The 22514-nt window shown below is 68.2% G+C and carries 21 protein-coding genes; 9 read left to right on the forward strand and 12 right to left on the reverse strand.

The window, feature by feature from the left end:
• Positions 1-39: 39 nt before the first annotated feature.
• From PRL19_RS14625 to PRL19_RS14650, 6 genes are read left to right on the forward strand one after another with little or no spacing between them, the layout of a single operon-like run.
• On the forward strand, positions 40-981 hold the full coding sequence (locus PRL19_RS14625) for an ABC transporter permease (RefSeq protein WP_045981692.1): 942 nt from the start codon (positions 40-42) through the stop codon (positions 979-981).
• A complete protein-coding gene (locus tag PRL19_RS14630) occupies positions 981-1856 on the forward strand; it encodes an ABC transporter permease (RefSeq protein ID WP_273743389.1) in 876 nt (291 codons plus the stop codon). The genes PRL19_RS14625 and PRL19_RS14630 overlap by 1 nt, the downstream gene beginning before the upstream one ends.
• Positions 1856-3529 carry an ABC transporter ATP-binding protein gene (locus PRL19_RS14635; protein ID WP_273743390.1) on the forward strand — a complete coding sequence of 558 codons (1674 nt, stop codon included), beginning with the start codon at positions 1856-1858 and terminating at the stop codon, positions 3527-3529. The genes PRL19_RS14630 and PRL19_RS14635 overlap by 1 nt, the downstream gene beginning before the upstream one ends.
• The gene (locus PRL19_RS14640; protein WP_273743391.1) at positions 3513-4682 is read left to right on the forward strand and encodes a M20 aminoacylase family protein; all 1170 of its coding nucleotides are present in this window, start codon (positions 3513-3515) and stop codon (positions 4680-4682) included. The genes PRL19_RS14635 and PRL19_RS14640 overlap by 17 nt, the downstream gene beginning before the upstream one ends.
• On the forward strand, positions 4679-5809 hold the full coding sequence (locus PRL19_RS14645; protein WP_273743392.1) for a M20/M25/M40 family metallo-hydrolase: 1131 nt from the start codon (positions 4679-4681) through the stop codon (positions 5807-5809). Before PRL19_RS14640 ends, PRL19_RS14645 begins: the two co-directional genes overlap by 4 nt.
• Before the next feature lie 7 nt (positions 5810-5816).
• A complete protein-coding gene (locus tag PRL19_RS14650) occupies positions 5817-7223 on the forward strand; it encodes an amidase (RefSeq protein ID WP_273743393.1) in 1407 nt (468 codons plus the stop codon).
• Here the strand turns inward: PRL19_RS14650 and PRL19_RS14655 are convergent.
• Positions 7220-8200 carry an NAD(P)-dependent oxidoreductase gene (locus tag PRL19_RS14655; protein WP_420704400.1) on the reverse strand — a complete coding sequence of 327 codons (981 nt, stop codon included), beginning with the start codon at positions 8198-8200 and terminating at the stop codon, positions 7220-7222. The genes PRL19_RS14650 and PRL19_RS14655 overlap by 4 nt on opposite strands.
• Positions 8201-8211: 11 nt before the next feature.
• Between PRL19_RS14655 and PRL19_RS14660 the strand changes: the two genes are divergently transcribed.
• Positions 8212-9669, forward strand: a complete 1458-nt coding sequence (locus PRL19_RS14660) for an aldehyde dehydrogenase family protein (protein ID WP_273743395.1) — start codon at positions 8212-8214, stop codon at positions 9667-9669.
• Between the two features lie 32 nt (positions 9670-9701).
• Here PRL19_RS14660 and PRL19_RS14665 read toward each other — a convergent pair whose 3' ends face one another.
• The 3 genes from PRL19_RS14665 to PRL19_RS14675 form a co-directional block, all read right to left on the reverse strand.
• Entirely contained in the window at positions 9702-10274 is a 573-nt protein-coding gene (locus tag PRL19_RS14665) for a L,D-transpeptidase (RefSeq protein WP_045981684.1), read from the reverse strand.
• A 130-nt stretch (positions 10275-10404) separates the two neighbouring features.
• Positions 10405-12630 (reverse strand): hybrid sensor histidine kinase/response regulator, encoded by a 2226-nt coding sequence (locus PRL19_RS14670; RefSeq protein ID WP_273743396.1) that lies wholly within the window; start codon positions 12628-12630, stop codon positions 10405-10407.
• Positions 12627-13085, reverse strand: coding sequence for a putative pterin-binding protein (locus PRL19_RS14675; RefSeq protein ID WP_273743397.1), 459 nt, complete (start codon positions 13083-13085; stop codon positions 12627-12629). Before PRL19_RS14675 ends, PRL19_RS14670 begins: the two co-directional genes overlap by 4 nt.
• Positions 13086-13244: 159 nt before the next feature.
• Between PRL19_RS14675 and PRL19_RS14680 the strand changes: the two genes are divergently transcribed.
• The gene (locus PRL19_RS14680) at positions 13245-13907 is read left to right on the forward strand and encodes a GntR family transcriptional regulator (RefSeq protein WP_045998957.1); all 663 of its coding nucleotides are present in this window, start codon (positions 13245-13247) and stop codon (positions 13905-13907) included.
• A gap of 13 nt (positions 13908-13920) precedes the next feature.
• A complete protein-coding gene (locus PRL19_RS14685) occupies positions 13921-14853 on the forward strand; it encodes a sugar kinase (RefSeq protein ID WP_273743398.1) in 933 nt (310 codons plus the stop codon).
• On the opposite strand, the gene PRL19_RS14690 is transcribed toward PRL19_RS14685, so the two are convergent.
• The 8 genes from PRL19_RS14690 to PRL19_RS14725 form a co-directional block, all read right to left on the reverse strand.
• The gene (locus tag PRL19_RS14690) at positions 14854-16329 is read right to left on the reverse strand and encodes a UxaA family hydrolase (RefSeq protein ID WP_273743399.1); all 1476 of its coding nucleotides are present in this window, start codon (positions 16327-16329) and stop codon (positions 14854-14856) included. It abuts the gene before it with no gap.
• Positions 16322-17722 carry a mannitol dehydrogenase family protein gene (locus PRL19_RS14695; protein WP_476445277.1) on the reverse strand — a complete coding sequence of 467 codons (1401 nt, stop codon included), beginning with the start codon at positions 17720-17722 and terminating at the stop codon, positions 16322-16324. Before PRL19_RS14695 ends, PRL19_RS14690 begins: the two co-directional genes overlap by 8 nt.
• Before the next feature lies 1 nt (position 17723).
• Positions 17724-18464: a 2-dehydro-3-deoxy-D-gluconate 5-dehydrogenase KduD gene (gene kduD / locus PRL19_RS14700; RefSeq protein WP_045998954.1), complete on the reverse strand. Its 741-nt coding sequence runs from the start codon at positions 18462-18464 to the stop codon at positions 17724-17726.
• A complete protein-coding gene (kduI, locus tag PRL19_RS14705) occupies positions 18461-19285 on the reverse strand; it encodes a 5-dehydro-4-deoxy-D-glucuronate isomerase (protein WP_273743401.1) in 825 nt (274 codons plus the stop codon). The genes kduD and kduI overlap by 4 nt, the downstream gene beginning before the upstream one ends.
• A gap of 11 nt (positions 19286-19296) precedes the next feature.
• A complete protein-coding gene (locus PRL19_RS14710; RefSeq protein ID WP_045981676.1) occupies positions 19297-19578 on the reverse strand; it encodes a cupin domain-containing protein in 282 nt (93 codons plus the stop codon).
• A 13-nt stretch (positions 19579-19591) separates the two neighbouring features.
• On the reverse strand, positions 19592-20872 hold the full coding sequence (locus tag PRL19_RS14715; protein ID WP_045998951.1) for a TRAP transporter large permease: 1281 nt from the start codon (positions 20870-20872) through the stop codon (positions 19592-19594).
• 4 nt (positions 20873-20876) lie between these two features.
• The gene (locus tag PRL19_RS14720; RefSeq protein ID WP_232303234.1) at positions 20877-21470 is read right to left on the reverse strand and encodes a TRAP transporter small permease; all 594 of its coding nucleotides are present in this window, start codon (positions 21468-21470) and stop codon (positions 20877-20879) included.
• 67 nt (positions 21471-21537) lie between these two features.
• Positions 21538-22509: a TRAP transporter substrate-binding protein gene (locus PRL19_RS14725; protein WP_045981674.1), complete on the reverse strand. Its 972-nt coding sequence runs from the start codon at positions 22507-22509 to the stop codon at positions 21538-21540.
• Positions 22510-22514 lie beyond the last annotated feature (5 nt).

A 22514-nucleotide genomic window follows, 5' to 3' on the forward strand; every position in this document is an offset into this window, starting at 1 on the left:
GTCCCGCCGCCCCCCCACCCACCTGATCGGAGAAACCTGATGCTGGGGTACATCCTGCGGCGCATTCTGGCCGTCATTCCGGTGATGCTGCTGGTCGCCGTCTTCGTCTTCCTGCTGCTGCGCCTGACGCCGGGCGACCCGGCCGCGATCATCGCGGGCGACATGGCGACCCCCGCCCAGCTGGAGCGCATCCGCGAGGCCATGGGCCTGAACGACCCGCTGCACATCCAGTTCGTGACCTGGGTCGGACAGCTGCTGCGGGGCGATCTGGGCGTGTCGCTGATCTCGAACACGCCGGTGGCCACGATGGTCGCCGACCGCATCGCGCCGACCCTGTCCATCGCGGTGCTGACCATCGTGATGTCGGTCGCGATCGCCGTGCCGATGGGCGTGCTGGCCGCGTGGAAGCATCGCAGCATGGCCGATTACGCGGTGATGACCTTCTCGGTCTTGGGGTTTTCGGTGCCGGTCTTCGTGATCGGATACCTCTTCATCCTGGTCTTCTCGCTGCAGCTGGGCTGGTTCCCGGTGCAGGGATACACGCCCCTGTCGTCGGGCCTGGGCGGGTTTCTGTCAAATGCCTTCCTGCCCGCGCTGACGCTGTCCACCATCTATGTCGCGCTGATCGCGCGCATGACGCGGGCCAACATGCTGGAGGTGCTGGGCGAGGACTATATCCGCACAGCCCGCGCCAAGGGGGCCCCGGAACGCACCGTCCTGTTCCGCCACGCGCTGAAGAACGCGGCCGTGCCGATCCTGACCGTGATCGGCACCGGCTTTGCCCTGCTGATCGGCGGGGTGGTGGTGACCGAGACCGTCTTCAACATTCCCGGCGTGGGCCGCCTGACGGTCGATGCGATCCTGGCGCGCGACTATCCGGTCATCCAGGCGATGATCCTGCTGACCAGCTTCCTCTATGTGCTGGTGAACCTGCTGATCGACCTCAGCTACAGCCTCTTTGACCCAAGGATCCGTTACTGATGGCACAGGTACCGCAACCGACCTCGGCGATGCAGCCGGTCCTGCGCGCGCTGCGCCTGCCGCATCTGGGCGCAGGCAGCAAGATCGCGGCGCTGGTGCTGGCCGTCATCGTCCTCCTGACGCTGCTGGCGGGCTGGATCGCACCGCACGACCCGCTGGCGATGAACCCCATGGCCCGCCTGCAGGGCCCGATCGAGGGCCATCCCCTTGGCACCGACAATTTCGGCCGCGACATCTTCAGCCGCGTGCTGATCGGGGGACAGCTGTCGCTGATCATCGGCATCGCCACGGCGGTGGTGTCGGTCCTGCTGGGTCTGATCATCGGCATGATCGCGGGCTTCTTCCGCACGGCGGACGCGATCATCATGCGGGCGATGGACGCGCTTATGGCAATCCCCTCGATCCTGCTGGCCATCGCGCTGGTGGCGCTGAACGGCCCGTCGGTCGGATCGGTCATCGCCGCGATCACCATCCCAGAGATCCCCCGCGTCGTGCGCCTGGTCCGCGCCGTTGTCCTTTCCGCGCGCGAGGAGCCCTATGTCGAGGCCGCGATCGCGCTTGGCACGCCGATGCGCAAGATCCTGATACGCCACCTGGTGCCGAACACCACCGCGCCCCTGATCGTGCAGGGCACCTACATCCTGGCCAGCGCCATCCTGACCGAGGCGATCCTGTCCTTCCTGGGCGCAGGCGTCAGCACCGAGACCCCCACCTGGGGCAACATCATGGCCGAGGGTCGGCTGTTCTTCCGCATCAAGCCGGAGCTGATCCTCTATCCCGGCATCGCGCTGTCGCTGTGCATCCTGTCGATCAACCTTCTGGGCGACGCGGCACGCGACATGCTGGACCCGCGGCTGAAGAAAAGGGCAGGCTGATGCAGTTCAAGACACGCAACTTCGACGCGGCCGACGTGGTGCTTGAGGCCCGCGAGCTGACCGTGACCCTGCCCGAGACGCCGGGAAACCCCGCGGTCCTGAAGGGCATCGACGTGACCATCCGCGCGGGCGAGACCGTCTGCCTGGTGGGCGAATCCGGGTCGGGGAAATCCGTCACCTCGCTGGCGATCATGGGGCTGCTGCCCGACGCGCTGCGCGTCGCGGGGGGCACGATCCAGTTGCAGGGGCGCGACCTGTTGCCCCTGACACAGGCGCAGATGCGCGACCTGCGCGCGGCCCGCGTCGCGATGATCTTCCAGGAGCCCATGACCGCACTGAACCCGGTCCTGCGCGTGGGCGACCAGATCATGGAGGTGATGGAGCTGCACACCGACCTGCCCGCCGCGGAACGCCGCCGTCGCGCCGTGGCAATCATGGAGCAGGTCCATCTGCCCGATGTCGAGCGCATCTTCCGCAGCTATCCGCATCAGCTGTCGGGCGGCCAGCGCCAGCGGATCATGATCGCGATGGCCCTGGTACTGGAACCCGTCCTGCTGATCGCGGACGAACCCACGACCGCGCTGGACGTGACCACGCAAAAGCAGATCCTGGCGCTTATCGACGAATTGCAGCGCGACCATGGCACGGCGGTGCTGTTCATCACCCATGACATGGGCGTCGTCGCGGAAATTGCCGACACCGTCTATGTCATGAAGCAGGGAGAGATCGTCGAACATGGCGCGGTCGAGACGCTGCTGCGCAGCCCGCAGGCGGACTATACCCGCAAGCTGCTGAAGGCCGTGCCCAGCCTGTCGCCCCGCGAAGCCCGGCCCCAGGCGGCGGATGCCGTCCTGCGGGTCGAGCGGCTGAACAAGATCTATGGCGGCGGCGGCATCCTGCGCAAGCTGCCGCAGGCGCATGCCGCCCGCGACGTGACCTTCGCCCTGTCGCGCGGTCGCACCCTGGGGATCGTCGGCGAGAGCGGGTCCGGCAAGTCCACCGTCGCGCGCTGCATCATGCGGCTGATCGACCCCAGTTCGGGGCGCATCCTGCTGGACGATGCCGACATCGCGAACCTTTCGCGCGGCGCGTTGCGCCCGCACCGCCAGAAGCTGCAGGTGGTGTTCCAGGACCCGATGCGGTCGCTGAACCCGCGCTGGACCATCGGCGAAAGCCTGATCGAGGGGCCATTGAACTATGGCACCAGCCGTACGGACGCGATGGCCGAGGCCGCGCGCCTGATGGGCGTCGTGGGCCTGCCCGCCGACGCGCTGGCCCGCTATCCGCACCAGTTCTCGGGCGGGCAGCGGCAGCGCATCGCCATCGCCCGCGCGGTGATGATGCGCCCCGACGTGCTGGTCGCGGACGAGGCCGTGTCGGCGCTGGACGTGTCGGTGCAGGCGCAGGTGCTGGACCTTCTGGACCAGCTGCAGCGCGACCTGGGCATCGCCATCGTCTTCATCACCCACGATCTGCGCGTCGCCGCCCAGATCTGCGACGAGGTGATCGTCATGCAGCGCGGCGCCGTGGTGGAACACGGCCCCGCGGGCGAGGTGCTGGCCGCGCCCGCCCATCCCTATACCCGCGCCCTGATCGAGGCCGCTCCCGGCCGGTCATGGGACTTCCAGAACTTCCGTGCCATGCCAGAGGTGAGACATGCCGAACCTGCCTGAGATCGACGCCGCCGTCCCGGAACTGACCGAGATCTTCCGCGACCTGCACGCGCACCCGGAGATCGGCATGGAGGAGGTCCGCACCAGCGCGGTCGTCGCGGCCAAGCTGCGCGAATGGGGCGTGGACGAGGTCCACGAGGGCGTGGGCAGGACCGGCGTCGTGGGCATCGTGCATGGCCGGGGTCAGGGCAACCGCCGCATCGGCCTGCGCGCCGACATGGACGCGCTGCCGATCCAGGAGGCGACGGGGCTGGCCCATGCCTCGACCCAGGCCGGCAAGATGCATGCCTGCGGCCATGACGGGCATACGACGATGCTGCTGGGCGCCGCGCAGTATCTGGCGCGGACGCGCAATTTCGACGGCACCGCGGTCCTGATCTTCCAGCCCGCCGAGGAGGGCCTGGGCGGCGCCCGCGCCATGATCGCGGACGGGCTGTTCCAGCGCTTTCCGGTCGACGAGGTCTATGGCATGCACAACCAGCCGACCGGCCAGCCGGGCCGCGCGACGCTGTGCAAGGGGCCGGCCATGGCGGGGGCGTCCTTCTTCGACATCACCGTGACGGGCAAGGGCAGCCATGCCGCCATGCCGCAGCAGTCGCGCGACGCCCTGGTCGCGGCATCGGGGCTGGTCGGGCAGTTCCAGACGATCCTGGGCCGCAACGTCGCGCCGCTGGATCAGGCGGTTCTGTCGGTCACCCAGATCCATGCGGGCAGCGCCTACAACGTCGTGCCCGAGACCGCGACCCTGGCCGGCACGATCCGCTTCTTCCGCCCCGAGGTCCGCGACCTGATGCAGACGCGGATGCGCGCCATCTGCGACGGTGCCGCGCAGGCCTTCGATCTGCGGATCACCTGCGCGTTCCGCGAGATCTTCGACGTGCTTGTGAACGATGCCGACCTGTCGGACGCCTGGACCCAGGCCGCCGCCGACGTGCTGGGCGCAGACAATGTGCGCGACGATTCCCAGCCCTTCACCGGGTCCGAGGATTTTGCCGACATGCTGCAGCAGGTCCCCGGCGCCTATGGCAACCTTGGCCATGCGGGCACGGTGCCGCTGCACAATCCGGGCTTCGTGCTGGACGAGGGCATCCTGCCCGTCGGCGCGTCGATCTATGCGCGGCTGATCGAACGCCGCCTGCCGGTGGCGGCATGAGCGCGCTGCACCTGCCCTTCGACGCGGAGGAGATGCTGGCGGGCCTGCGCCCCTGGATCGAATGCGAAAGCCCGACCTGGGACGCGGGTGCCGTCAGCCGGATGATGGACCTGGCCGCGCGCGACCTGTCCGCGATCGGCGCCACGGTCGAGACGGTGCCGGGCACCAGGGGCTTCGGCACCTCGATCCGCGCGACCTTTCCGCATGCCGACCAGGGCAAGCCGGGCATCCTGGTGTCGGGGCACATGGACACGGTCCATCCCCTGGGCACGCTGGAGAAGCTGCCCTTCCGCGTGCAGGACGGCAAGGCCTGGGGGCCGGGCATCATGGACATGAAGGGTGGCAACTACGTCTTTCTTGAGGCGATGCGCCAGATCGCGCGGGGCGGGCTGACCACACCCTTGCCGGTCACGTTCCTCTTCACCCCCGACGAGGAGGTCGGCACCCCCGCCACCCGCGGCCTGATCGAGGATGCCGCCCGCGGCCAGCGCGCCGTGCTGCTGCCCGAACCTGCGCTGCCCGACGGGGGCGCGGTGATCGGGCGATACGCGATCGCGCGCTTCGACCTGCTGACCCATGGCCGGCCCAGCCATGCGGGCTGGGCGCTGAAGGACGGGCGGTCGGCCATCGCCGCCATGGCGCGCCGCATCCTGGAGATCGAGGCGATGACCACCGAGGACTGCACCTTCTCGGTGGGCGTCATCCATGCCGGGCAATGGGTGAACTGCGTGGCCTCGGAATGCCGGGCCGAGGTCCTGTCCATGGCCAAAACGCAAGCCGACCTGGACCGCGGCGTTGCGGCCATGCTGGCGCTGCAGGGCGAACGGGACGGGGTGGAATTCACCGTCACCCGCGGCGTCACCCGCCCGGTCTGGGAGCCGCAGCCGGGCACAATGGCGCTGTATGACCTGGCGCGCGACCTGTCGGCACAGATCGGGTTCGACCTGTCGTCGGACCGGTCGGGCGGCGGGTCGGACGGCAACTTCACCGGCGCAATGGGCGTGCCCACGCTGGACAGCATCGGCGTGCGCGGCCGCGGCCTGCACACGCTGGACGAACATATCGAGATCGACAGCCTGCCCGAGCGCGCGCGCCTGGCCGCGGGCCTGCTGACCCGGATCATCTGAGGACCCCATGACTGCATTTGCCGACCTGACCGCCGCCGCGATGACCGCGGGCTTCGCCGACCGCAGCCTGTCCCCGGTCGAGGTGACCCGCGCCGTCCTGGACCGTATCGAGGCCTGCGAGCCGGTACTGAACGCGATGTGGACCGTCGATCACGACGTGGCGCTGGAGGCCGCCCGCGCGTCCGAGGAGCGCTGGCGGCGCGGCGCGCCGTTGACGGTGAAAGGCGTGTCGCTGGACGGCGTGCCCATCACCATCAAGGAGAACATCGCCACCCGCGGCGTGGCGATGCCCCTGGGCACCGCGGTCAGCGACATGACGCCGCGCGCCGAGGACGCGCCCCCCGCCGCCCGCATGCGCGAGGCAGGGGCGGTCTTTCTGGGACGCACGACCATGCCCGATTTCGGGATGCTGTCCTCGGGCCTGTCCAGCTTTCACCGGCTGGCGCGCAACCCGTGGAACACCGCCATGAACCCCGGCGGTTCCAGCGCGGGGGCGGGAGCGGCAGGGGCTGCGGGCTATGGGCCGCTCCATCTGGGGACCGATATCGGCGGATCGATCCGGCTGCCCGCCGCGTGGTGCGGGCTGGTGGGGCTGAAGCCCAGCCTGGGGCGCGTGCCGATCGACCCGCCCTTCATGGGGCGCGCGGCGGGACCGATGACGCGGACCGTCACCGATGCAGCGATGGCCATGGCGGTGCTGTCCCAGCCCGACGGGCGCGACCACATGTCCCTGCCGCCCGCGACGATCGACTGGATGAATTTGGATTGCGACCTGAAGGGGCTGCGCGTCGGCCTGCTGATGGACGCCGGCTGCGGCACGGCGGTCGACCCGCAGGTCAGCGACGCCGTGACCGCCGCGGCGGCGCTGTTCGAACAGGCTGGTGCCGTCATCCGGCCCATCGATCCGTGGATGACCCCCGACCTGCTGCAGAGCCTGGATGATTTCTGGCGCACGCGGGCCGGGCTGGACGTGCTGGCGCTGGCGCCCGAACAGCGGGCCCGGATCCTGCCGCTGGTGCGGGAATGGGCCGAATCGGGTCTGGGCCGGTCCGGAGAGGACGTCTGGCGCAGCTATGGCGCCACGGTCGAGATCCGTCGTCGCACCACGCAGGCCATGGCTGATCTGGACCTGATCCTGTCGCCCATCTCTCCGAATGTCAGCTTTCCGGCGGATTGGGCCTATCCGGCCGACAACGACGTGACTCGCGCGATGCAGCATATCGGCTTTACCGCGCCCTTCAACATCGGCGAACAACCGGCGATCAGCGTGCCCTGCGGCCATGACCGGAACGGCGTGCCCATCGGGTTGCAGATCGCGGGCCGCCGGTTCGACGACCTGGGCGTGCTGCGCGCCGCGCGGGCGTGGGAACGGATCGCCCCGCCCGCACGCCCCTGGCCCGTGGTCACGGGCTAGTCGTGCGAGGGCTTGTCCTGCGGAAAAAACAGGGCCGCGGCTTCCGACAGATAGCTGTCGGCGAAACCGCCTTGGGCCAGCCCGTCCAGGGCTGCCCCGACGCCGTCTGCCGCGTCATGCGCGGCGCCCACGTCCCGCGACAGTTGTCGGTAATAGGACAGGTCCTTGGCCGCATTCGCGACCGAAAAGCGCATTCCCGATGTGTCCCCCGACAGCAGGAAGGGCGCGATCCGGTCCAGCGCGGCACCGTGCCCGCCGCCCTTGGACAGCACGTCGACAAAGGTCGCGTCACGGATGCCCGCCTGCCGCGCACAGGCCGCGGCCTCGCTGATCAGGGTCGCGCAGCCGATCGAGACGAAGTTGTGCAGCAGCTTCAGCGTATGGCCCGCGCCGACCTCGCCCGCGTGAAAGATGTTCTCGGCGAACGTGCCCAGCAGGGGGCGCATGCGGTTGAACAGATCACCGTCCGCGCCCACCAGCAGGTTCAGGCGGCCTTCCTCGGCCTCCTTCGGGGTGCGGGTCATGGCCGCGTCCATGAATTCCCCGCCCGCCTCGCGCGTCAGCCCCGCCAGGCGCAGGGTCGATGCCGGGATCGCGGTCGAACAGTCGACGATCACGGTTCCCGGACGGATCGCGGCCAGCAGACCGCCCGCGCCCAGCAGCACCTCTTCGACCTGGGGGGTGCCGGACAGGCACAGGATGACCGCGCGGCATTCCGCCAGGGCCTCCAGCCTGTCGAGGCGGCGCGCACCAAGCGCCGTCAGGTCACCGACCGGCTGGTTGCCGGGATGATCCAGAAACAGCAGCGGCCACCCCTTGGCCGCAATGTTTCGCGCGATGCCGTGGCCCATCAGACCCACGCCCACCATGCCGACCGTCATCTTGTCCATCGTCTCCTCCTGTCCTGCCGGGGGGCCAGCTTGGGCGCTGGCCGTCCGGGCCACAAGGTGACCGGACGCAATTTTTCCACCGACCACAGGACCGCAGCATGATCATCGACGATCTGACCCGCATCGACACCAGCCTGATCTTCGTGGATGGCCACTGGACCCGCCCCCAAGGCGGCACCCTGCCGGTCGAGGATCCGTCGACCGGCGATGCCATCGGGGTGATCGGTCGCGGCACCCCGGCCGATGTCGACGTCGCCGTCGCCGCCGCCCGTGCCGCCCTCGACGGCCCCTGGGGGGCGCTGACCGCCACCGACCGCGGGCGCATCCTGACGCGGATGTCCGCCCTGGTCCTGGACCGGGCCGAGGATCTTGCGATGATCGAGACGCTGGACGTGGGCAAGCCGCTGGACCAGTCGCGCCGCGATTCGGTGGCCCTGGCCCGCTATCTGGAGTTCTACGGCGGTGCGGCGGACAAGCTGATGGGCAGCACAATTCCCTATCAGCAGGGCTATACCGCCTATACCCTGCGCGAGCCGCATGGCGTCTGCGGGATCATCATCCCATGGAACTATCCCATGCAGATCCTGGGCCGGGCCGTCGCGGCGGCGCTTGCCGCGGGCAATGCCGTGGTGCTGAAGCCGGCTGAGGATGCGTCGCTCTCGGCCCTGGTCTTTGCGCAGATCGCCCATCAGGCGGGTCTGCCCCCCGGCGCGTTGAACGTCGTGACCGGCCTGGGGGCCGAGGTGGGCGCGGCGCTGTCCGCACATCGGGGCGTGCATCATCTGTCCTTCACCGGCTCGGTCGGGACCGGGGCCGGCATTCAGCGCGCGGCGGCGGCCAACGCCGTGCCCGTAACGCTGGAACTGGGGGGCAAGTCGCCCCAGATCGTCTTTGACGATGCTGACCTGAACCGGGCGATCCCGGTTCTGGTCGGGGCCTGCATGCAGAATGCCGGGCAGACCTGTTCGGCCGCGTCGCGCGTCCTGGTGCAGGCCGGTGTCTACGACGAGGTGCGTCGCCGCATGTCCGACATCTTCAACGGGCTTGTGGCCGGACCGGCGCCCGACAGCCACGACCTGGGTCCGCTGGTGTCGGCGCGCCAGAGGCGACTGGTGCAGGATTTCATCGATCTTGGCACCCGCGAACTGACCTTGGCGGCTCAGGGGCGCCTGCATCCTGACGCGGCGGCCGGCGGCCATTTCGTGCGACCCACGCTGTTTGCGGACGTACCCCCCGATCACACCTTGGCGCAGCAGGAGATCTTTGGTCCGGTGCAGGTCATGATGCCCTTTGCCGACGAGGCAGAGGCCCTTCGCATCGCCAACGGCACCGATTACGGACTGGTCGCCGGCATCTGGACCCGCGACGGGGCGCGACAGCTGCGCCTGGCGGGCCGGCTGAACTGCGGCCAGGTCTTCATCAACAACTATGGCGCGGGGGGCGGGGTCGAGCTGCCCTTCGGCGGCATCGGCAAGTCGGGGCATGGTCGCGAAAAGGGGTTCGAGGCGCTGTACGGCTTCACCCGCACCAAGACCATCGCGATCCACCACGGTTGAAAGGCAGGGCGCCATGCGCCCCGCCCTGGCGATCAGAACACCGTCACCTGTGTGCCGATCTCTGCGACCGCATACAGCTTTTCGACATGCTCGTTATACAGGCCATAGCAGCCCGACGACGACCGCCGCCCGATCTTACGCGTGTCATGCGTGCCGTGGACCAGATAGGCCGGCCAGCCCAGGTACAGGCCGAACTTGCCCAACGGGTTTTCGGGAGCGCCCCCCTCGACCCGCTGCGGCAGGGTCGGATCCTTGACGCGCATGCTGGGGGTGGGCGTCCAGGGCGGGTTGGCGACCTTGCGCACGATCTCGGTCTGGCCGCGGCGGGTCAGTTCGTCTGTCATCGGGATCGCGCAGGGAAAGACGAAATGCACGCTTTCGTCACCCGACCAGAAATGCACCGCGCGCGAGGTCACGTCGGCCAGCAGAACCCCCTTGCCCAAGGACGGATAGAAATCCTGCCAATGCCGCGCGCGGAACGACGACTGGTTGCGCTGCGGTCCCGGGTTTTCCTGGCCATAGGCCATGGCGGGGATCAGGACGCCCGTCGCCGCAAGACCCTGAAGGAAGGTTCTTCGGTCGCCGAAGGGACGATTCGTGGACATGCTGCTGCCTCGTGCTTGTATTGGCCTTTTCAGCGACAATAGCCCTCCGCGTCCCTTCCCCCAAGCCCCCGCCGCAAGGTTGGCGGCCCACCCCGGAGATTCTGCAACAGATGCAGGGGAACGCGGCCGATCACGCCTGCGGCAACGGACCCGCGGGACGCACCGCCTGCAACAGCGCATTGAGCGCCGCCCGGCTGAGCGGCTTGACCAGCGACCGGTCCATCCCGGCCTGACGAAAGCTTGCCAGATCCTCTGGCATGGCATGGGCCGTCAGGGCCACGATGGGGCAGTCGCGGTTGGGGCCGTCACCCGCGCGAATGCGCCGGGCCGCGTCGATGCCGTTCATGCGGGGCATGCTGATATCCATCAGGATCAGGTCGAACCGGCGCTGTTGGGCGGCGGCGACGCCGGCAAGGCCATCCTCGGCCTCGGTCACCTCGCATCCTTGGCGGCGCAGCATCTCGCGGGCAACCAGACGGTTGATGGCATTGTCCTCGACCATCAGAATGCTGAGGCCGGGACAGTCCGGACTGGCCACCGCCTGCTGGGGCACCGTGTCGGGCGCAACGGGCGCAGGCTCCAGGGGCAGCGTGATCCGGAACGCGGTCCCCCTGCCCGGCTGGCTTGAGACCGTGATCTTTCCGCCCATGGCATCGACCAGGCCCTTGACGATGCTAAGACCAAGTCCCGTCCCCTCGACCTTGCGGTCGAAGGTCGAACCCAACGTGACGAACGCATCGAAGATCCTGTCCAGATCGCCTGCGGGGATGCCAATACCTGTGTCGGTCACGCGCAACGTGACGTGTCCCGGTGGCCCCGACGTATCGACCAACACGGTGATATGTCCGTTCTCGGTGAACTTGATGGCGTTGCCGACCAGGTTCACGACGATCTGTTCCAGTCGCGCAGCATCGCCCAGGACCGGCGCCATATCGTCGCCGGAATATACCGCCATCAATTGGTTGCCCGCCGCCTGTGCCTGCGTCTGCAGACCCAGGATCGAAGAATCGACCAAGCTGCGCAGGTCGACCGGGTTCCGGGCCAGAACCAACTGACCGCTGCGCGCCCGCGAGGTGTCCAGCACATCGTTGACATGGCCCAGCAGCATGCGACCGGAATGCTCCATCGCAGCGACGTACTGGCGCTGGCGGTCGTCCAGTTCGGTCAGGCTCAGCAGGTCCAGCAAGCCCAGAATGCCATTCAGGGGTGTCCGCATCTCATGGCTCATCACGGCGATCATGCGCGTCTTGGCCTGTTCGCCCGCGACGGCGCGGTCACGGGCCTCGATCAGTTCGGCCTCCTCGGCCGCGCGTCGTGACACGTCGCGCACAAAGGCGACCACCAGCGGTCCGTCCTCTCCTCGGGCGACCGACATGGACAGTTCGACCGGGATGATCCGGCCCGACTTGTGCCGGGCGGCGGTCTGCATGATATCGGGCCCGCCGGCGCGCGGGCGGGTGGTGCCGTCACGGACCCGGGCCAGAACTTCGCGCACCTTGGCACGTCGGTCGTGCGGGGTCAGCAGGTCGACGACGTCCGCGCCCACGGCCTCGGCCCGGTCATATCCGTAGATGCGCTGTGCTGCGGCGTTGAAACCCAGGATCCGCCCATCGGGGCGCGCCACCAGGATTGCGTCGATCGACGCCTCGAACAGCGAATTCAGGCGATTGCTGACAGCGGCGATGCGGCGGTTTCGTTCGCCTGCGCTGCGCACCATCGCGGCCAGGACCACGACGCTGCCCGCCAGCACCATGAACAACGGAACGACCAGCAGCGACAGGGTCGTCAATGCGCGGGCCACGCCTTCGCGGCGCAGCGCGGATTTCTCGGCGAACAGCCGCACCCCCTCCAGCGACACCTGCCTGACCAGGGGCACGGCGGCGTCGACGATGGGCATGATCCGGGGCAGCCCCGCGATCAGTCCCGCGTCATCGCCGTCGATCACCGGCACGGCGGCGTCCAGCCCGGACTGGATCGCCTGCAGCGCGGTCGAGATGCCGGGTTCCGCGCGCAGGTGGTCATAGGTCCGCCCCTGCTGCAGCGTCTGGATGCGCGAGTAGAAGATGTCGAACCGCTGCCGCAGATCTTGCGCCTGATCCGCGCCGGCACCGGGCGCGGCCAGCAGCAGCGCGGCACGCTGCAGGGCCAGCACCTCAACCTCGGACTGGGCCAGGAACCATTGGGTGTTGTCCGTGGCGGCGGTCCCCATCTCGTCGATCTGACGGCGCGCATCGACCTGCAGCAGCCAGACGACCAGCCCCAGGGCCAGGATCACGCAACCGAAGAAGGCGGGCATCATCCTGACCGCCCGCGCGATGCGCGGGGGATGCAGGTCGGTGCCCACTGCGTTGATCACCGCACGGCCTCGATCCGGACCAGCTGCCAGATGCTGCGGGCATAGGTCACCTCGGACTGCAGTGCAGGATCGGAGTCATAGGGATAGATCACCCAGAGCGGCCCCTTGTCGCGCACGGACATCGCCTGCCCGTCCTGCTGGAACGCGACGATGGGATAATCCGCCGTCACCTCGTCCACGGGAATCTGCACCGCGTAATCGTTGATCGCCACGGCCGAGACCGTGCCCTCATCGATGCCCGCATCGGTCAGGATCGTCTGCAGCGGGACCCCGGTGAAGGTCGGCTGCCCCTCCGTCCAGATGGTCGATGTGGCAAAGCTGACCGGCCCAAACGCCTGAAGCGCCGCCTCGTCATAGGTCTGCGTGCCGTCCGGGCCGACGACGGTCAGCAACGGATCGTCGGCCAGCGCCGGACCGGCCAGCGCAAGCAAAAGGGAGAGGGCTGCGATCTTCATGGGACTGCCTTCGACAAGGTTGGTCGGGGTTGCGGTGTCGCTTGATCTTGACGCCCGCCGCGCCATTCTGGCAGCGAATCCTTTCTAAAATGCTATCGACCGACCGATGCCCTTTACTGGTATGGAAGTATGGTATAAATTTGCGGAAAAGGGCCTGACATGATTCCGATCCGCGCTGCCACGACCGCCCAGCAGGTCCATGACTGGTTGTACCGCTGCGTCCTGCGCGGCGACCTGCTGCCGGGCACGCGCCTGTCGGAGACCGAGATCGCGGCCCAGGTCAACCTGTCGCGCCAGCCCGTGCGCGAGGCCTTCATCCGGCTTGCCGCCGATGGCCTGGCCGAGGTGCTGCCCCAACGGGGCACCTATATCGGGCGCATCTCGATGCGGGCGGTCCTGTCGGCGCGCTTCATCCGCGAGGCGGTGGAAAGCGACCTGGCCCGCCATGTGGCCGCCACTCGCCCCGATCTGACCGCGATGGCCGCCGAACTGACCGTGCAGGAACGATGCGATGTCGAAGGCGACGTGCCGGGGTTCATCGAATCGGACGACCGGTTCCACCGGGCCATGGCCCTGGCGGCGGATCAAGGCGCCGTCTGGCAGGATCTGGAACGGCTCAAGGCCCAGATGAACCGCCTGCGGCACCTGTCGATGCGCGTCTTCGACCGCAGCCAGACCATCGCCCAGCACCGTGCCGTCCTGACCGCGCTGCAGGCCGGCGACGCCGATGGCGCCGAAGATGCCATCCGCACGCATCTGCGCCAGATGCTGACCGAACTGCCGCAGATGGCCGCGGCGCATCCCGACTATTTCACCGACTGAAAGATCCCGAAGCATGCCGCAAGCCGACCCCATCCGCATCCTGTCCATCGGCGAGGCCATGGTCGAGATGTCGCGCGCCCCCGATCCGGACCTGTGGCGGATGGGCTTTGCCGGCGACACGCTGAACACGGCCTGGTACCTGCGCCGCCTGTTGGACGACGCCTGGCAGGTCGACTATCTGACGCGGGTCGGCACGGGCGACTTTTCGACCCGGATGGTCGAGTTCCTGCGGGCCGAAGGGCTGGACACCGCCCATGTCACCCGCCAGCCCGATGCCGAGATCGGCCTCTATGCGATCAGCCTGACGAACGGGGAACGCAGCTTCTCCTACTGGCGCGACACGTCCGCGGCGCGGCGGCTGGCCGACGACCCGAACCTGCTGCACGCCGCCCTTCAGGGCTGCGCAATGGCCTATCTGTCGGGGATCACGCTGGCGATCCTGCCCCCGCAGGGACGCATCGGCCTGCTGCAGGCACTGGACCGGGCGCGGCAGGCCGGCACCACGGTCGTCTTCGACACCAACCTGCGGCCGCGCCTGTGGGCCGACGTGGACACCATGCGTGCGGTCACGCAAGACGCTGCCGGCCGCGCGGACCTGGTCCTGCCCAGCTTCGACGACGAGGCCGCTCTGTTCGGCGATGCCGATCCGCAGGCGACGCTGGACCGCTATCTGGCCCTGGGCGCGGGCCAGGTGGTGGTCAAGAATGGCGGAGGGCCGATCCGGTTCGGTGGGCGCGATGGTGCGGGCCACATCGACGATCTCAGCGTCGAGACCCCGGTCGACAGCACCGCCGCGGGCGACAGCTTCAATGCGGGCTATCTGGCGGCATGGCTGACGGGGGCCGATTGCGCCGGTGCCATCCGGGCCGGGCACGCGCTTGGGCGACAGGTGATCCGCCATCCGGGCGCGCTGATCCGGCAGGCGGTTCAGGACGCCCGGCGCTGACTACAGCACCGCGCCGATCTGCCAGGGCAGAAACTCGTGGTCGCCCAGACCCAGGGCCTCGCTTCGGGTGACCTGGCCCGAGGCGGTGCGCAGGATCAGATCGACGATCTGGCGGCCCTTGTCGTCAAGGCTGACGCCGGACAGCACGTCGCCGCAGTTCAGGTCCATGTCGTCGCGCATTGCGGCGAACAGGGCATCGTTCGTCGCCAGCTTGAGGGTCGGCGCGGGTTTCGACCCGAAGGCCGATCCCCGCCCGGTGGTGAACACGATCAGCTGGGCCCCCCCGGCGATCTGACCCGTGGCCGAGACCGGGTCGTAACCCGGCGTGTCCATGAAGTTCAGGCCCGGCGCGGTGATGGGTTCGGCATAATCCAGCACGGCGTTCAGCGGCGTGGCGCCCGCCTTGGCCACCGCGCCCAGGGATTTCTCAAGGATCGTCGTCAGCCCGCCCGCCTTGTTTCCGGGGCTGGGATTGTTGTCCAGCGAGGCACCGTTCATCGCGGCATACCCCTCCCACCAGCGCAGGCGTGCCAGCAGACGGTCGGCCAATGCGGGGTCGGCGGCGCGGTCCAGCAGCAGGCGTTCCGCGCCGTGGATCTCGGGCGTCTCGGACAGCACGACCGATGCGCCCTGCGCGGCCAGGATATCGCAGGCCACCCCAAGTGCCGGGTTTGCCGTGATGCCCGAAAATCCGTCCGACCCGCCGCATTGCAGCCCGATCCGCAGGGCCGATGCCGGGGCGGGTGCGCGCGTCACCGCATTGACCTGCGGCAGCATCTGGCGGACACGGGCCTTGATGGCGTCGATGGTCGCGCGGGTGCCACCGTTGTCCTGGATCGTCAGCCCGTGAAAGCGCGCGGCCTGTCCCAGCTCCTGCTTCATGCGGGCGATCTGCATCACCTCGCAGCCCAGCCCTACGAACAGTGCGGCCCCGACGTTCGGGTGCCCGGCATGCCCGGTCAGCACCCGCTGCAGCGCGATCCAGCCCGGTCCGCTGTCGGCCATTCCGCAGCCCGATCCATGGGCAAAGGCCACCACCCCGTCGACATTCGGATAATCGGCCAGCGCGCCCTCGGCCTGCAATTCGTCGGCGGCGCGGCGGATGACCGTCGCCGAACAGTTGACCGTCGCCACCAGCGCCACGAAGTTGCGCGTGCCGACCTGTCCGCCGTCGCGGTGATAGCCCTGAAACTGCAATTCCCGCCCGCGATGCCGGTCAAGAGCCGCCCGCGCGGCCGCAAGCCCGGCGCCGGGGGTCTGGTCGCGGTCGTGATCGCCAAAGGCCAGGTTGTGGCTGTGAACGTGGTCGCCCGCCGCGATGTCGCAGGTGGCATAGCCGATGACCTGCCCGTACTTCACCACCGCCGCCCCCCGCGCGATGTCCGCGCGGGCGATCTTGTGTCCAGCAGGCGCCACGCCGCGCGTGGTCAGGATGGCGACGGTGTCCGACGGGTTCAGGACCAGCGGTTCAGCCACTTGCGGCGACCCGCGCGCCATCACGCACCAGCCTGGTCAGCGCATCGCTCAGCTCCGCGCGGAACCCCGCATCGTCGCGCAGCACGGCGGGAAAGACCTGCGACAGGGCCAGGAACCCGTCGACCGTCGCCGCCGGATCGTCGCGCCACAGCGCGGCCATCTGCGGGGCCAGCGGGTCCTTGACCTCGATCGCCCCGCCCGCCTCGTCGCGCCCCGAGGCATAGCGCATCCAGGCCGCCACGGCCAAGGTCAGCCCCGGTACGGGCCGCCCGGCGGCGCGGCCTTCGGCGATGGTGCCAAGGATGCGCTGCGGCAGCTTCTGGCTGCCGTCCATGGCAATCTGCCAGGTCCGGTGACGGATCGCCGGATTGGCATAGCGCGCCGCCAGCGCGTCGGCATAGGCCACAAGGTCGGTGCCCGGCGGCGGCGTCAGCGCCGGGATGATCTCGGACCGCCACAGACGGTCGACGAATTGCGCCATCACCGGGTCGGCCATCGTGTCGGCGATGGTCTGATGCCCGGCCAGATAGCCCAGATAGGCCAGGCTGGAATGGGTGCCGTTCAGCATCCGCAGCTTCATGTGCTCGAACGGCGTCACGTCGTCGACCAGCTGCACGCCGACCGCGCCAAGGTCCGGGCGGCCGTTGCAGAACCGGTCCTCGACCACCCATTGGCGGAAGGGTTCGTGCATCACCGGGGCCTCGTCGCGCCGGCCCGTCAGGGTCTCGACCCGGTCCAGATCGGCGGGCGTGGTGGCCGGAACGATGCGGTCGACCATGGTCGAGGGGAAGGCCCCTTGCGCCTCGATCCAGGCGGCCAGATCGGGGTCGATCAGCCGCGCCAGGTCCAGCACGACGCCACGCACGACATGGCCGTTTTCCGGCAGGTTGTCGCAGCACAGCACGGTGAAGGGCGGGATACCGGCCGCGCGGCGCGCCTGCAGGGCCCGGACCAGAAAACCCGGCGCCGATCTGGGCAGCGGATTGTCCAGATCATGGCGGATGTCGGGGTGATCGGCGTTCAGCCGCCCCGTGGAAGGCTCATGGCAATAGCCCTTTTCGGTGACCGTCAGGCTGACGATTCGCACCGCGGGTGCGATCATCGCGTCCAGCACGGCCTGGGGGTTTTCCGGCGCGACCAGAACGTCGCGCAGCACGGTGACGACCTGCGCGGTCTCTCCCTCCGGTCCCAGCTGCAGCGCGGTATAGGCCCAGCCCTGCGGGGCCAGCCGGTCGCGCGTGCCGGGCGATTGCAACGACACGCCGATGATGCCCCAGTCACCGCCCGAAGCCGCCATGGCCTGTTCGACATAGATGGCGCCATGCGCGCGAAAGAACGCGCCAAGGCCCAGATGGACGATGCCCGCGGGTGCGGCGGACGGGGTATGGTGCAATCTAGCGGGCAAGCCAGCCTCCATCGACGTTGAGGATCGCGCCGTTGACGTAATCGGACGCGGGCGCGGCCAGGAACACGGCGGTCTGGGCGATATCCTCGGGGCGACCCCACCGGCCCGCGGGGATGCGCTCCAGGATGGCACGGCTGCGGTCGGGATCGGCGCGCAGTGCCTGCGTGTTGTTCGTCTCGATATAGCCCGGGGCGATGGCGTTGACGTTCAGCCCGCGCCCGGCCCATTCGTTGGCCATCAGCTTGGTCAGCCCCGCCACGCCATGTTTCGACGCGGTATAGGACGGCACCCGGATGCCGCCCTGAAAGGACAGCAGCGACGCGATGTTGATGATCTTGCCCCTTCCCCGTGGCAGGGCGGCGCGTGCAAAGGCCTGGCAGGTGAAGAACAGCGCCTTGGCGTTCACGTCCATCACCGCGTCCCAATCGGCCTCGGTGAAATCGACCGCATCGTCGCGGCGGATGATGCCCGCATTGTTCACCAGGATGTCGATCGGCTGGTCCGCGAACACGTCGCGCGCCGCCATCGGATCGGCGAAATCCAAGGTCAGCGACCGCCCCGCCTTGTCAGACACCTGGCCCATCATCGCCACCGTCTCGGCGCAGTCGCGCCGGCCGCTGGCGATCACGTCCGCCCCGGCCTGCGCCAAGGCCACGGCGATGGCCTGACCGATGCCGGTGTTCGCGCCGGTGACCAGGGCTGTGCGTCCCTCAAGGGAAAAGGGGGTCACCGCAGGTCCTCCGGCTGGATGAAGTCCATGTCGGTGTAATCGACATTGTCCCCCGCCATCGCCCAGATGAAGGTGTATTCGCCAATGCCCGCGCCGGAATGGATCGACCAGGTCGGCGACAGCACCGCCTGTTCGTTGGCCACGAACAGGTGGCGCGTCTCTTGCGGTTCGCCCATCAGGTGCAGGACGCGCGATTCCGGCGCCATGCCGTGATAAAGGTATGCCTCCATCCGGCGGTCATGGACATGGGCGGGAATGGTGTTCCAGACCGACCCCTCCTGCAACGAGGTATAGCCCAGCACCAGTTGGCAGCTTTCCATGACCAGCGGGTGGATGAACTGTTTGATGACGCGCTTGTTCGAGGTCGCGGTCGCGCCCATCTCGACCTTCTTGGCCTGATCGACGGTGATCAGCCGATGCGGCAGCGCGCGATGCGCAGGCGCCGAGGTGATGTAGAACCGCCCCCCGCTCGAAAACGTCACCGCCCCCGCACCCATGCCCAGATACAGCACGTCGCCATTGGCCATGTCCCAGCCCTGCCCCGCAGCCTCTACCCGGCCCGGCCCGCCAATATTGACGATGCCCATCTCGCGGCGGTCCAGAAAGCTGGGCGTGCGGGTCTCGTCGATGGCGTCCAGGGTCAGGGGCGCCCCGTCCGGCACCGCACCGCCAACCACGAAGCGGTCGTAATGCGTATAGGTCAGGCGAATGTGACCGGCGGCGAACAGACCCTCGACCAGGAAATGCTGCCGCAGCTGGGCGGTGTCCATGCCGCGGGCGTGGTCCGGGTGGATCGCGTGGCGGGTTTCGACATGCGTCATCAGGGGTCCTTTCACAGAAAATCGTCGCGGCGGGGGGTGAAGCTGTCGATCAGCACACCCTCCTCCAGGCACAGGCAGCCGTGTTCGGCGCCCGAGGGAATGATGAAGGCATCGCCGGGCCCGACCTCGGACGGCTGGCCGTCGATGGTGAAGCGGTAGCGGCCCGACTGAACATAGGTCGACTGCACATGCGGATGGCTGTGCAGCGCGCCCCGGTCGCCCGCCGCAAAGGCAAAGCGGACGACCATCAGGTCCGGCGCATGGGCTAGGACGGAGCGGACGGGATCGGTCATTGCGACACCTCCATCAGCGGAATACGGAGGGCAGCCACAGCGACAGCGCCGGGACATAGGTGACCAGCATCAGCGTGGCGAAGGCCGCGCCGTAGAACGGCCAGATCGTGCGCATCGCCTGCCAGATGCTGATGCGGCCCACCGCGCAGCCCACGAACAGCACCGCGCCGACGGGCGGCGTGCACAGGCCGATCCCCAGGTTCAGGATCATGATGACCCCGAAATGCACCGGATCGACACCGAAGGCGGTGGCGACCGGCAGAAAGATCGGCGTAGTGATGACGATCAGCGGCGACATGTCCATGAACGTCCCCAGGATCAGAAGGACAATGTTGATCATCAACAGGATCACGATGGGGTTGCTGGAGACGCTCTGCAGGATCTCGACCAGCTGTGTCGGCACGCGCAGATAGGCCAGAAGCCAGCCGAAGCAGGCCGCGCAACCGATCACCAGCAGCACCATGGCGGTAGTGCGCACAGCACCCTTGGTCGCCTCGACGAATTCGGACCAGGGCAGGCTGCGATAGACCAGGGCCGTCACCAGCAGCGCATAGACCACCGCCACGTTCGAGGATTCGGACGCCGTGAACCAGCCCGACCGCACGCCCCCGAAGATGATCGCGATCAGGATCAGGCCGGGCATGGCGGACACGAACAGCGCGCCCAGCATCCGAAGGCCCGGGAACGGCTCGGTCGGATAGCCCTTCCGGCGCGCGACCCACCAGGCGGTGACCATCAGCGATACCGCCAGCAGCAGGCCTGGAATGATACCGGCGGTGAACAGGTCTGCGATGGACAGACGGCCCCCGGCGGCGATGGAGTAGATGATCATGTTGTGGCTGGGCGGGATCATCAGCGCGATGATGGAACTGACGACCGTGATGTTGACGGCATAGTCGACGTCGTAACCGCGCGCCTTCATCTGCGGGACCATCAGGCCGCCCACCGCGCTGGCGTCGGCCGCGGCCGATCCGGACACGCCGCCGAACATCAGCGAGGCCATGATGTTGACCTGGCCCAGCCCGCCGCGCATGTGCCCGACCATCGCACCGGCCAGCGCCACCAGGCGCCGGGCGATGTCGCCCCGCACCATCAGGTCGCCCGCGAAGATGAAGAACGGGATGGCGATCAGCGCAAAGACCGAAATGCCGCTGTTCAGGCGCTGGAACACCACCACCGGCGGCAGTCCCATATAGAGGACGGTCAGAAAGCTGGCCACGCCCAGGCAGAAGGCCACCGGCGTGCCGATCATCAGCAGCGTCACGAAGCTGCCGAACAGGATCCACAATTCCATGATCTCAGGTCCTTTCGCGGGGGCGCGCAGCCTTGCCGTCCAGAAGGTCATCGGCGCGCACCGCACCCGGCGCGCCGTCGACGACGCCGTCCGCGGCATCGTCCATGTCACCAAAGCGCATCGTCTTCAGCCCGGCCGCGCGGCGCAGGATGCGTTCGACCGAAAACAGCATCAGCAGGATGCCGCCCCCGATCAGCGGTGCGAAATCCCACAGGCGGGAAATGCCGATGCCCGGCACCACGCCGCTGGCCGCGCGCGCCGCCAGTTGCCAGCCGAACCACGCCATGCCGAAGCCGAAGGCCGTCACGACCACGTCGGACAGGCTGTGGAACCACGGCCGCCAGCTTTCCGGCACGACCATCAGGCCCACGTCGAACGACAGGTGGTAACCTTCCTTGACCCCCACGGCGGCGCCCAGGAAAATGAACCAGCCCATCAGCATGACGGCGGCCGGTTCGGCCCAGAACAGGCTGGACCCCATCACGTAACGGAAGAACACCTGCGCAAAGACAAAGGCGGTCATCAGGACCAGCCCGATCCCCGCCAGCCACAAGGCCGCCTGCGCGACCGCGCCGGTCAGCGTGGCAAATCTGATCATCCCCTCGCGCATCGCGCATCCCCCGGAAAAGAAAAGGCCGCCCGCGAGGTCCGCGGGCGGCGTGATGTCACTGGGTCGCGCGGATGCGTTCGACCAGGTCCTTGTTCTCGGGGGTGGTCACGTACTTGTCGTAGACGGGCACCATCGCCTCGATGAACGGGGTCTTGTCGATCTCGGTGATGACCTCGGCACCGGCGGCGGTCACCTTGTCCAGCGATTCCTGTTCCTGCGCCGCCCACAGCTCGCGCTGCAGGGTCGAGGAATTCTGCGCCGCCTCGCGCAGGATCGCCTGATCCTCGGGGGTCAGCTTGTCCCAGCTGGTCTTGGACATCGCGACCAGTTCGGGAACGATCAGGTGCTCGTCCAGGGTGAAGTACTTGGCGACCTCGGCGTGGCCCGAGCTGTCATAGCTGGGAAAGTTGTTCTCGGCCCCGTCAATCACACCGGTCTGGATGCTGGAATAGACCTCTCCATAGGGCATCGGCGTGGCGTTGGCGCCAAGCGCGTCCATCATGTCGACGAACACGTCGTTCTGCATGACGCGGAACTTCATTCCCTCGAGGTCGGCGATCGACTGGATCGGCCGCTGCGAGTTGTAGAAGCTGCGCGCCCCGCCATCATACCAGGCCAGTGCCACCAGATCGCGCTCCTCGAACGCGGCGGCGATCTCCTCGCCGATGGGACCGTCCAGGACCGCGTGGCTGTGCTCGACGGACGTGAACAGATAGGGTAGCGACATGATCTGGGTGACCGGCACGATGTCGTTGAACGACCCGAAGCTGGCGCGGACCATGTCGATGACGCCGAACTGGGTCTGCTCGATCGTGTCCTTCTCCTCGCCCAGCTGGGACGACGGGAACACCTCGATGCAGATGCGGCCGTCGGTCTTCTCGCGGACCTCCTCGGCCATGGCCTTGACGCCCTCGACCGTCGGATAGCCGTCGGGATGGGTGTCGGACGACCGCAGCGTGATCTCGCAGGCGGTGGCGAAGCTGGCCGAGGCCAGCAGGCCCGCCAGGGTTGTCATCAGCAGTTTCATGTTAT

The sequence above is a fragment of the Paracoccus marcusii genome, from assembly GCF_028621715.1.
GTDB lineage: Bacteria > Pseudomonadota > Alphaproteobacteria > Rhodobacterales > Rhodobacteraceae > Paracoccus > Paracoccus marcusii.

Coding starts and splice junctions, on each gene's coding strand:
- PRL19_RS14625 (WP_045981692.1), top strand. CDS start 40: ATGCTGGGGTACATCCTGCGGCGCATTCTGGCCGTCATTCCGGTGATG.
- PRL19_RS14630 (WP_273743389.1), top strand. CDS start 981: ATGGCACAGGTACCGCAACCGACCTCGGCGATGCAGCCGGTCCTGCGC.
- PRL19_RS14635 (WP_273743390.1), top strand. CDS start 1,856: ATGCAGTTCAAGACACGCAACTTCGACGCGGCCGACGTGGTGCTTGAG.
- PRL19_RS14640 (WP_273743391.1), top strand. CDS start 3,513: ATGCCGAACCTGCCTGAGATCGACGCCGCCGTCCCGGAACTGACCGAG.
- PRL19_RS14645 (WP_273743392.1), top strand. CDS start 4,679: ATGAGCGCGCTGCACCTGCCCTTCGACGCGGAGGAGATGCTGGCGGGC.
- PRL19_RS14650 (WP_273743393.1), top strand. CDS start 5,817: ATGACTGCATTTGCCGACCTGACCGCCGCCGCGATGACCGCGGGCTTC.
- PRL19_RS14660 (WP_273743395.1), top strand. CDS start 8,212: ATGATCATCGACGATCTGACCCGCATCGACACCAGCCTGATCTTCGTG.
- PRL19_RS14665 (WP_045981684.1), bottom strand. CDS start 10,274: ATGTCCACGAATCGTCCCTTCGGCGACCGAAGAACCTTCCTTCAGGGT.
- PRL19_RS14675 (WP_273743397.1), bottom strand. CDS start 13,085: ATGAAGATCGCAGCCCTCTCCCTTTTGCTTGCGCTGGCCGGTCCGGCG.
- PRL19_RS14680 (WP_045998957.1), top strand. CDS start 13,245: ATGATTCCGATCCGCGCTGCCACGACCGCCCAGCAGGTCCATGACTGG.
- PRL19_RS14685 (WP_273743398.1), top strand. CDS start 13,921: ATGCCGCAAGCCGACCCCATCCGCATCCTGTCCATCGGCGAGGCCATG.
- kduI (WP_273743401.1), bottom strand. CDS start 19,285: ATGACGCATGTCGAAACCCGCCACGCGATCCACCCGGACCACGCCCGC.
- PRL19_RS14710 (WP_045981676.1), bottom strand. CDS start 19,578: ATGACCGATCCCGTCCGCTCCGTCCTAGCCCATGCGCCGGACCTGATG.
- PRL19_RS14715 (WP_045998951.1), bottom strand. CDS start 20,872: ATGGAATTGTGGATCCTGTTCGGCAGCTTCGTGACGCTGCTGATGATC.
- PRL19_RS14720 (WP_232303234.1), bottom strand. CDS start 21,470: ATGATCAGATTTGCCACGCTGACCGGCGCGGTCGCGCAGGCGGCCTTG.
- PRL19_RS14725 (WP_045981674.1), bottom strand. CDS start 22,509: ATGAAACTGCTGATGACAACCCTGGCGGGCCTGCTGGCCTCGGCCAGC.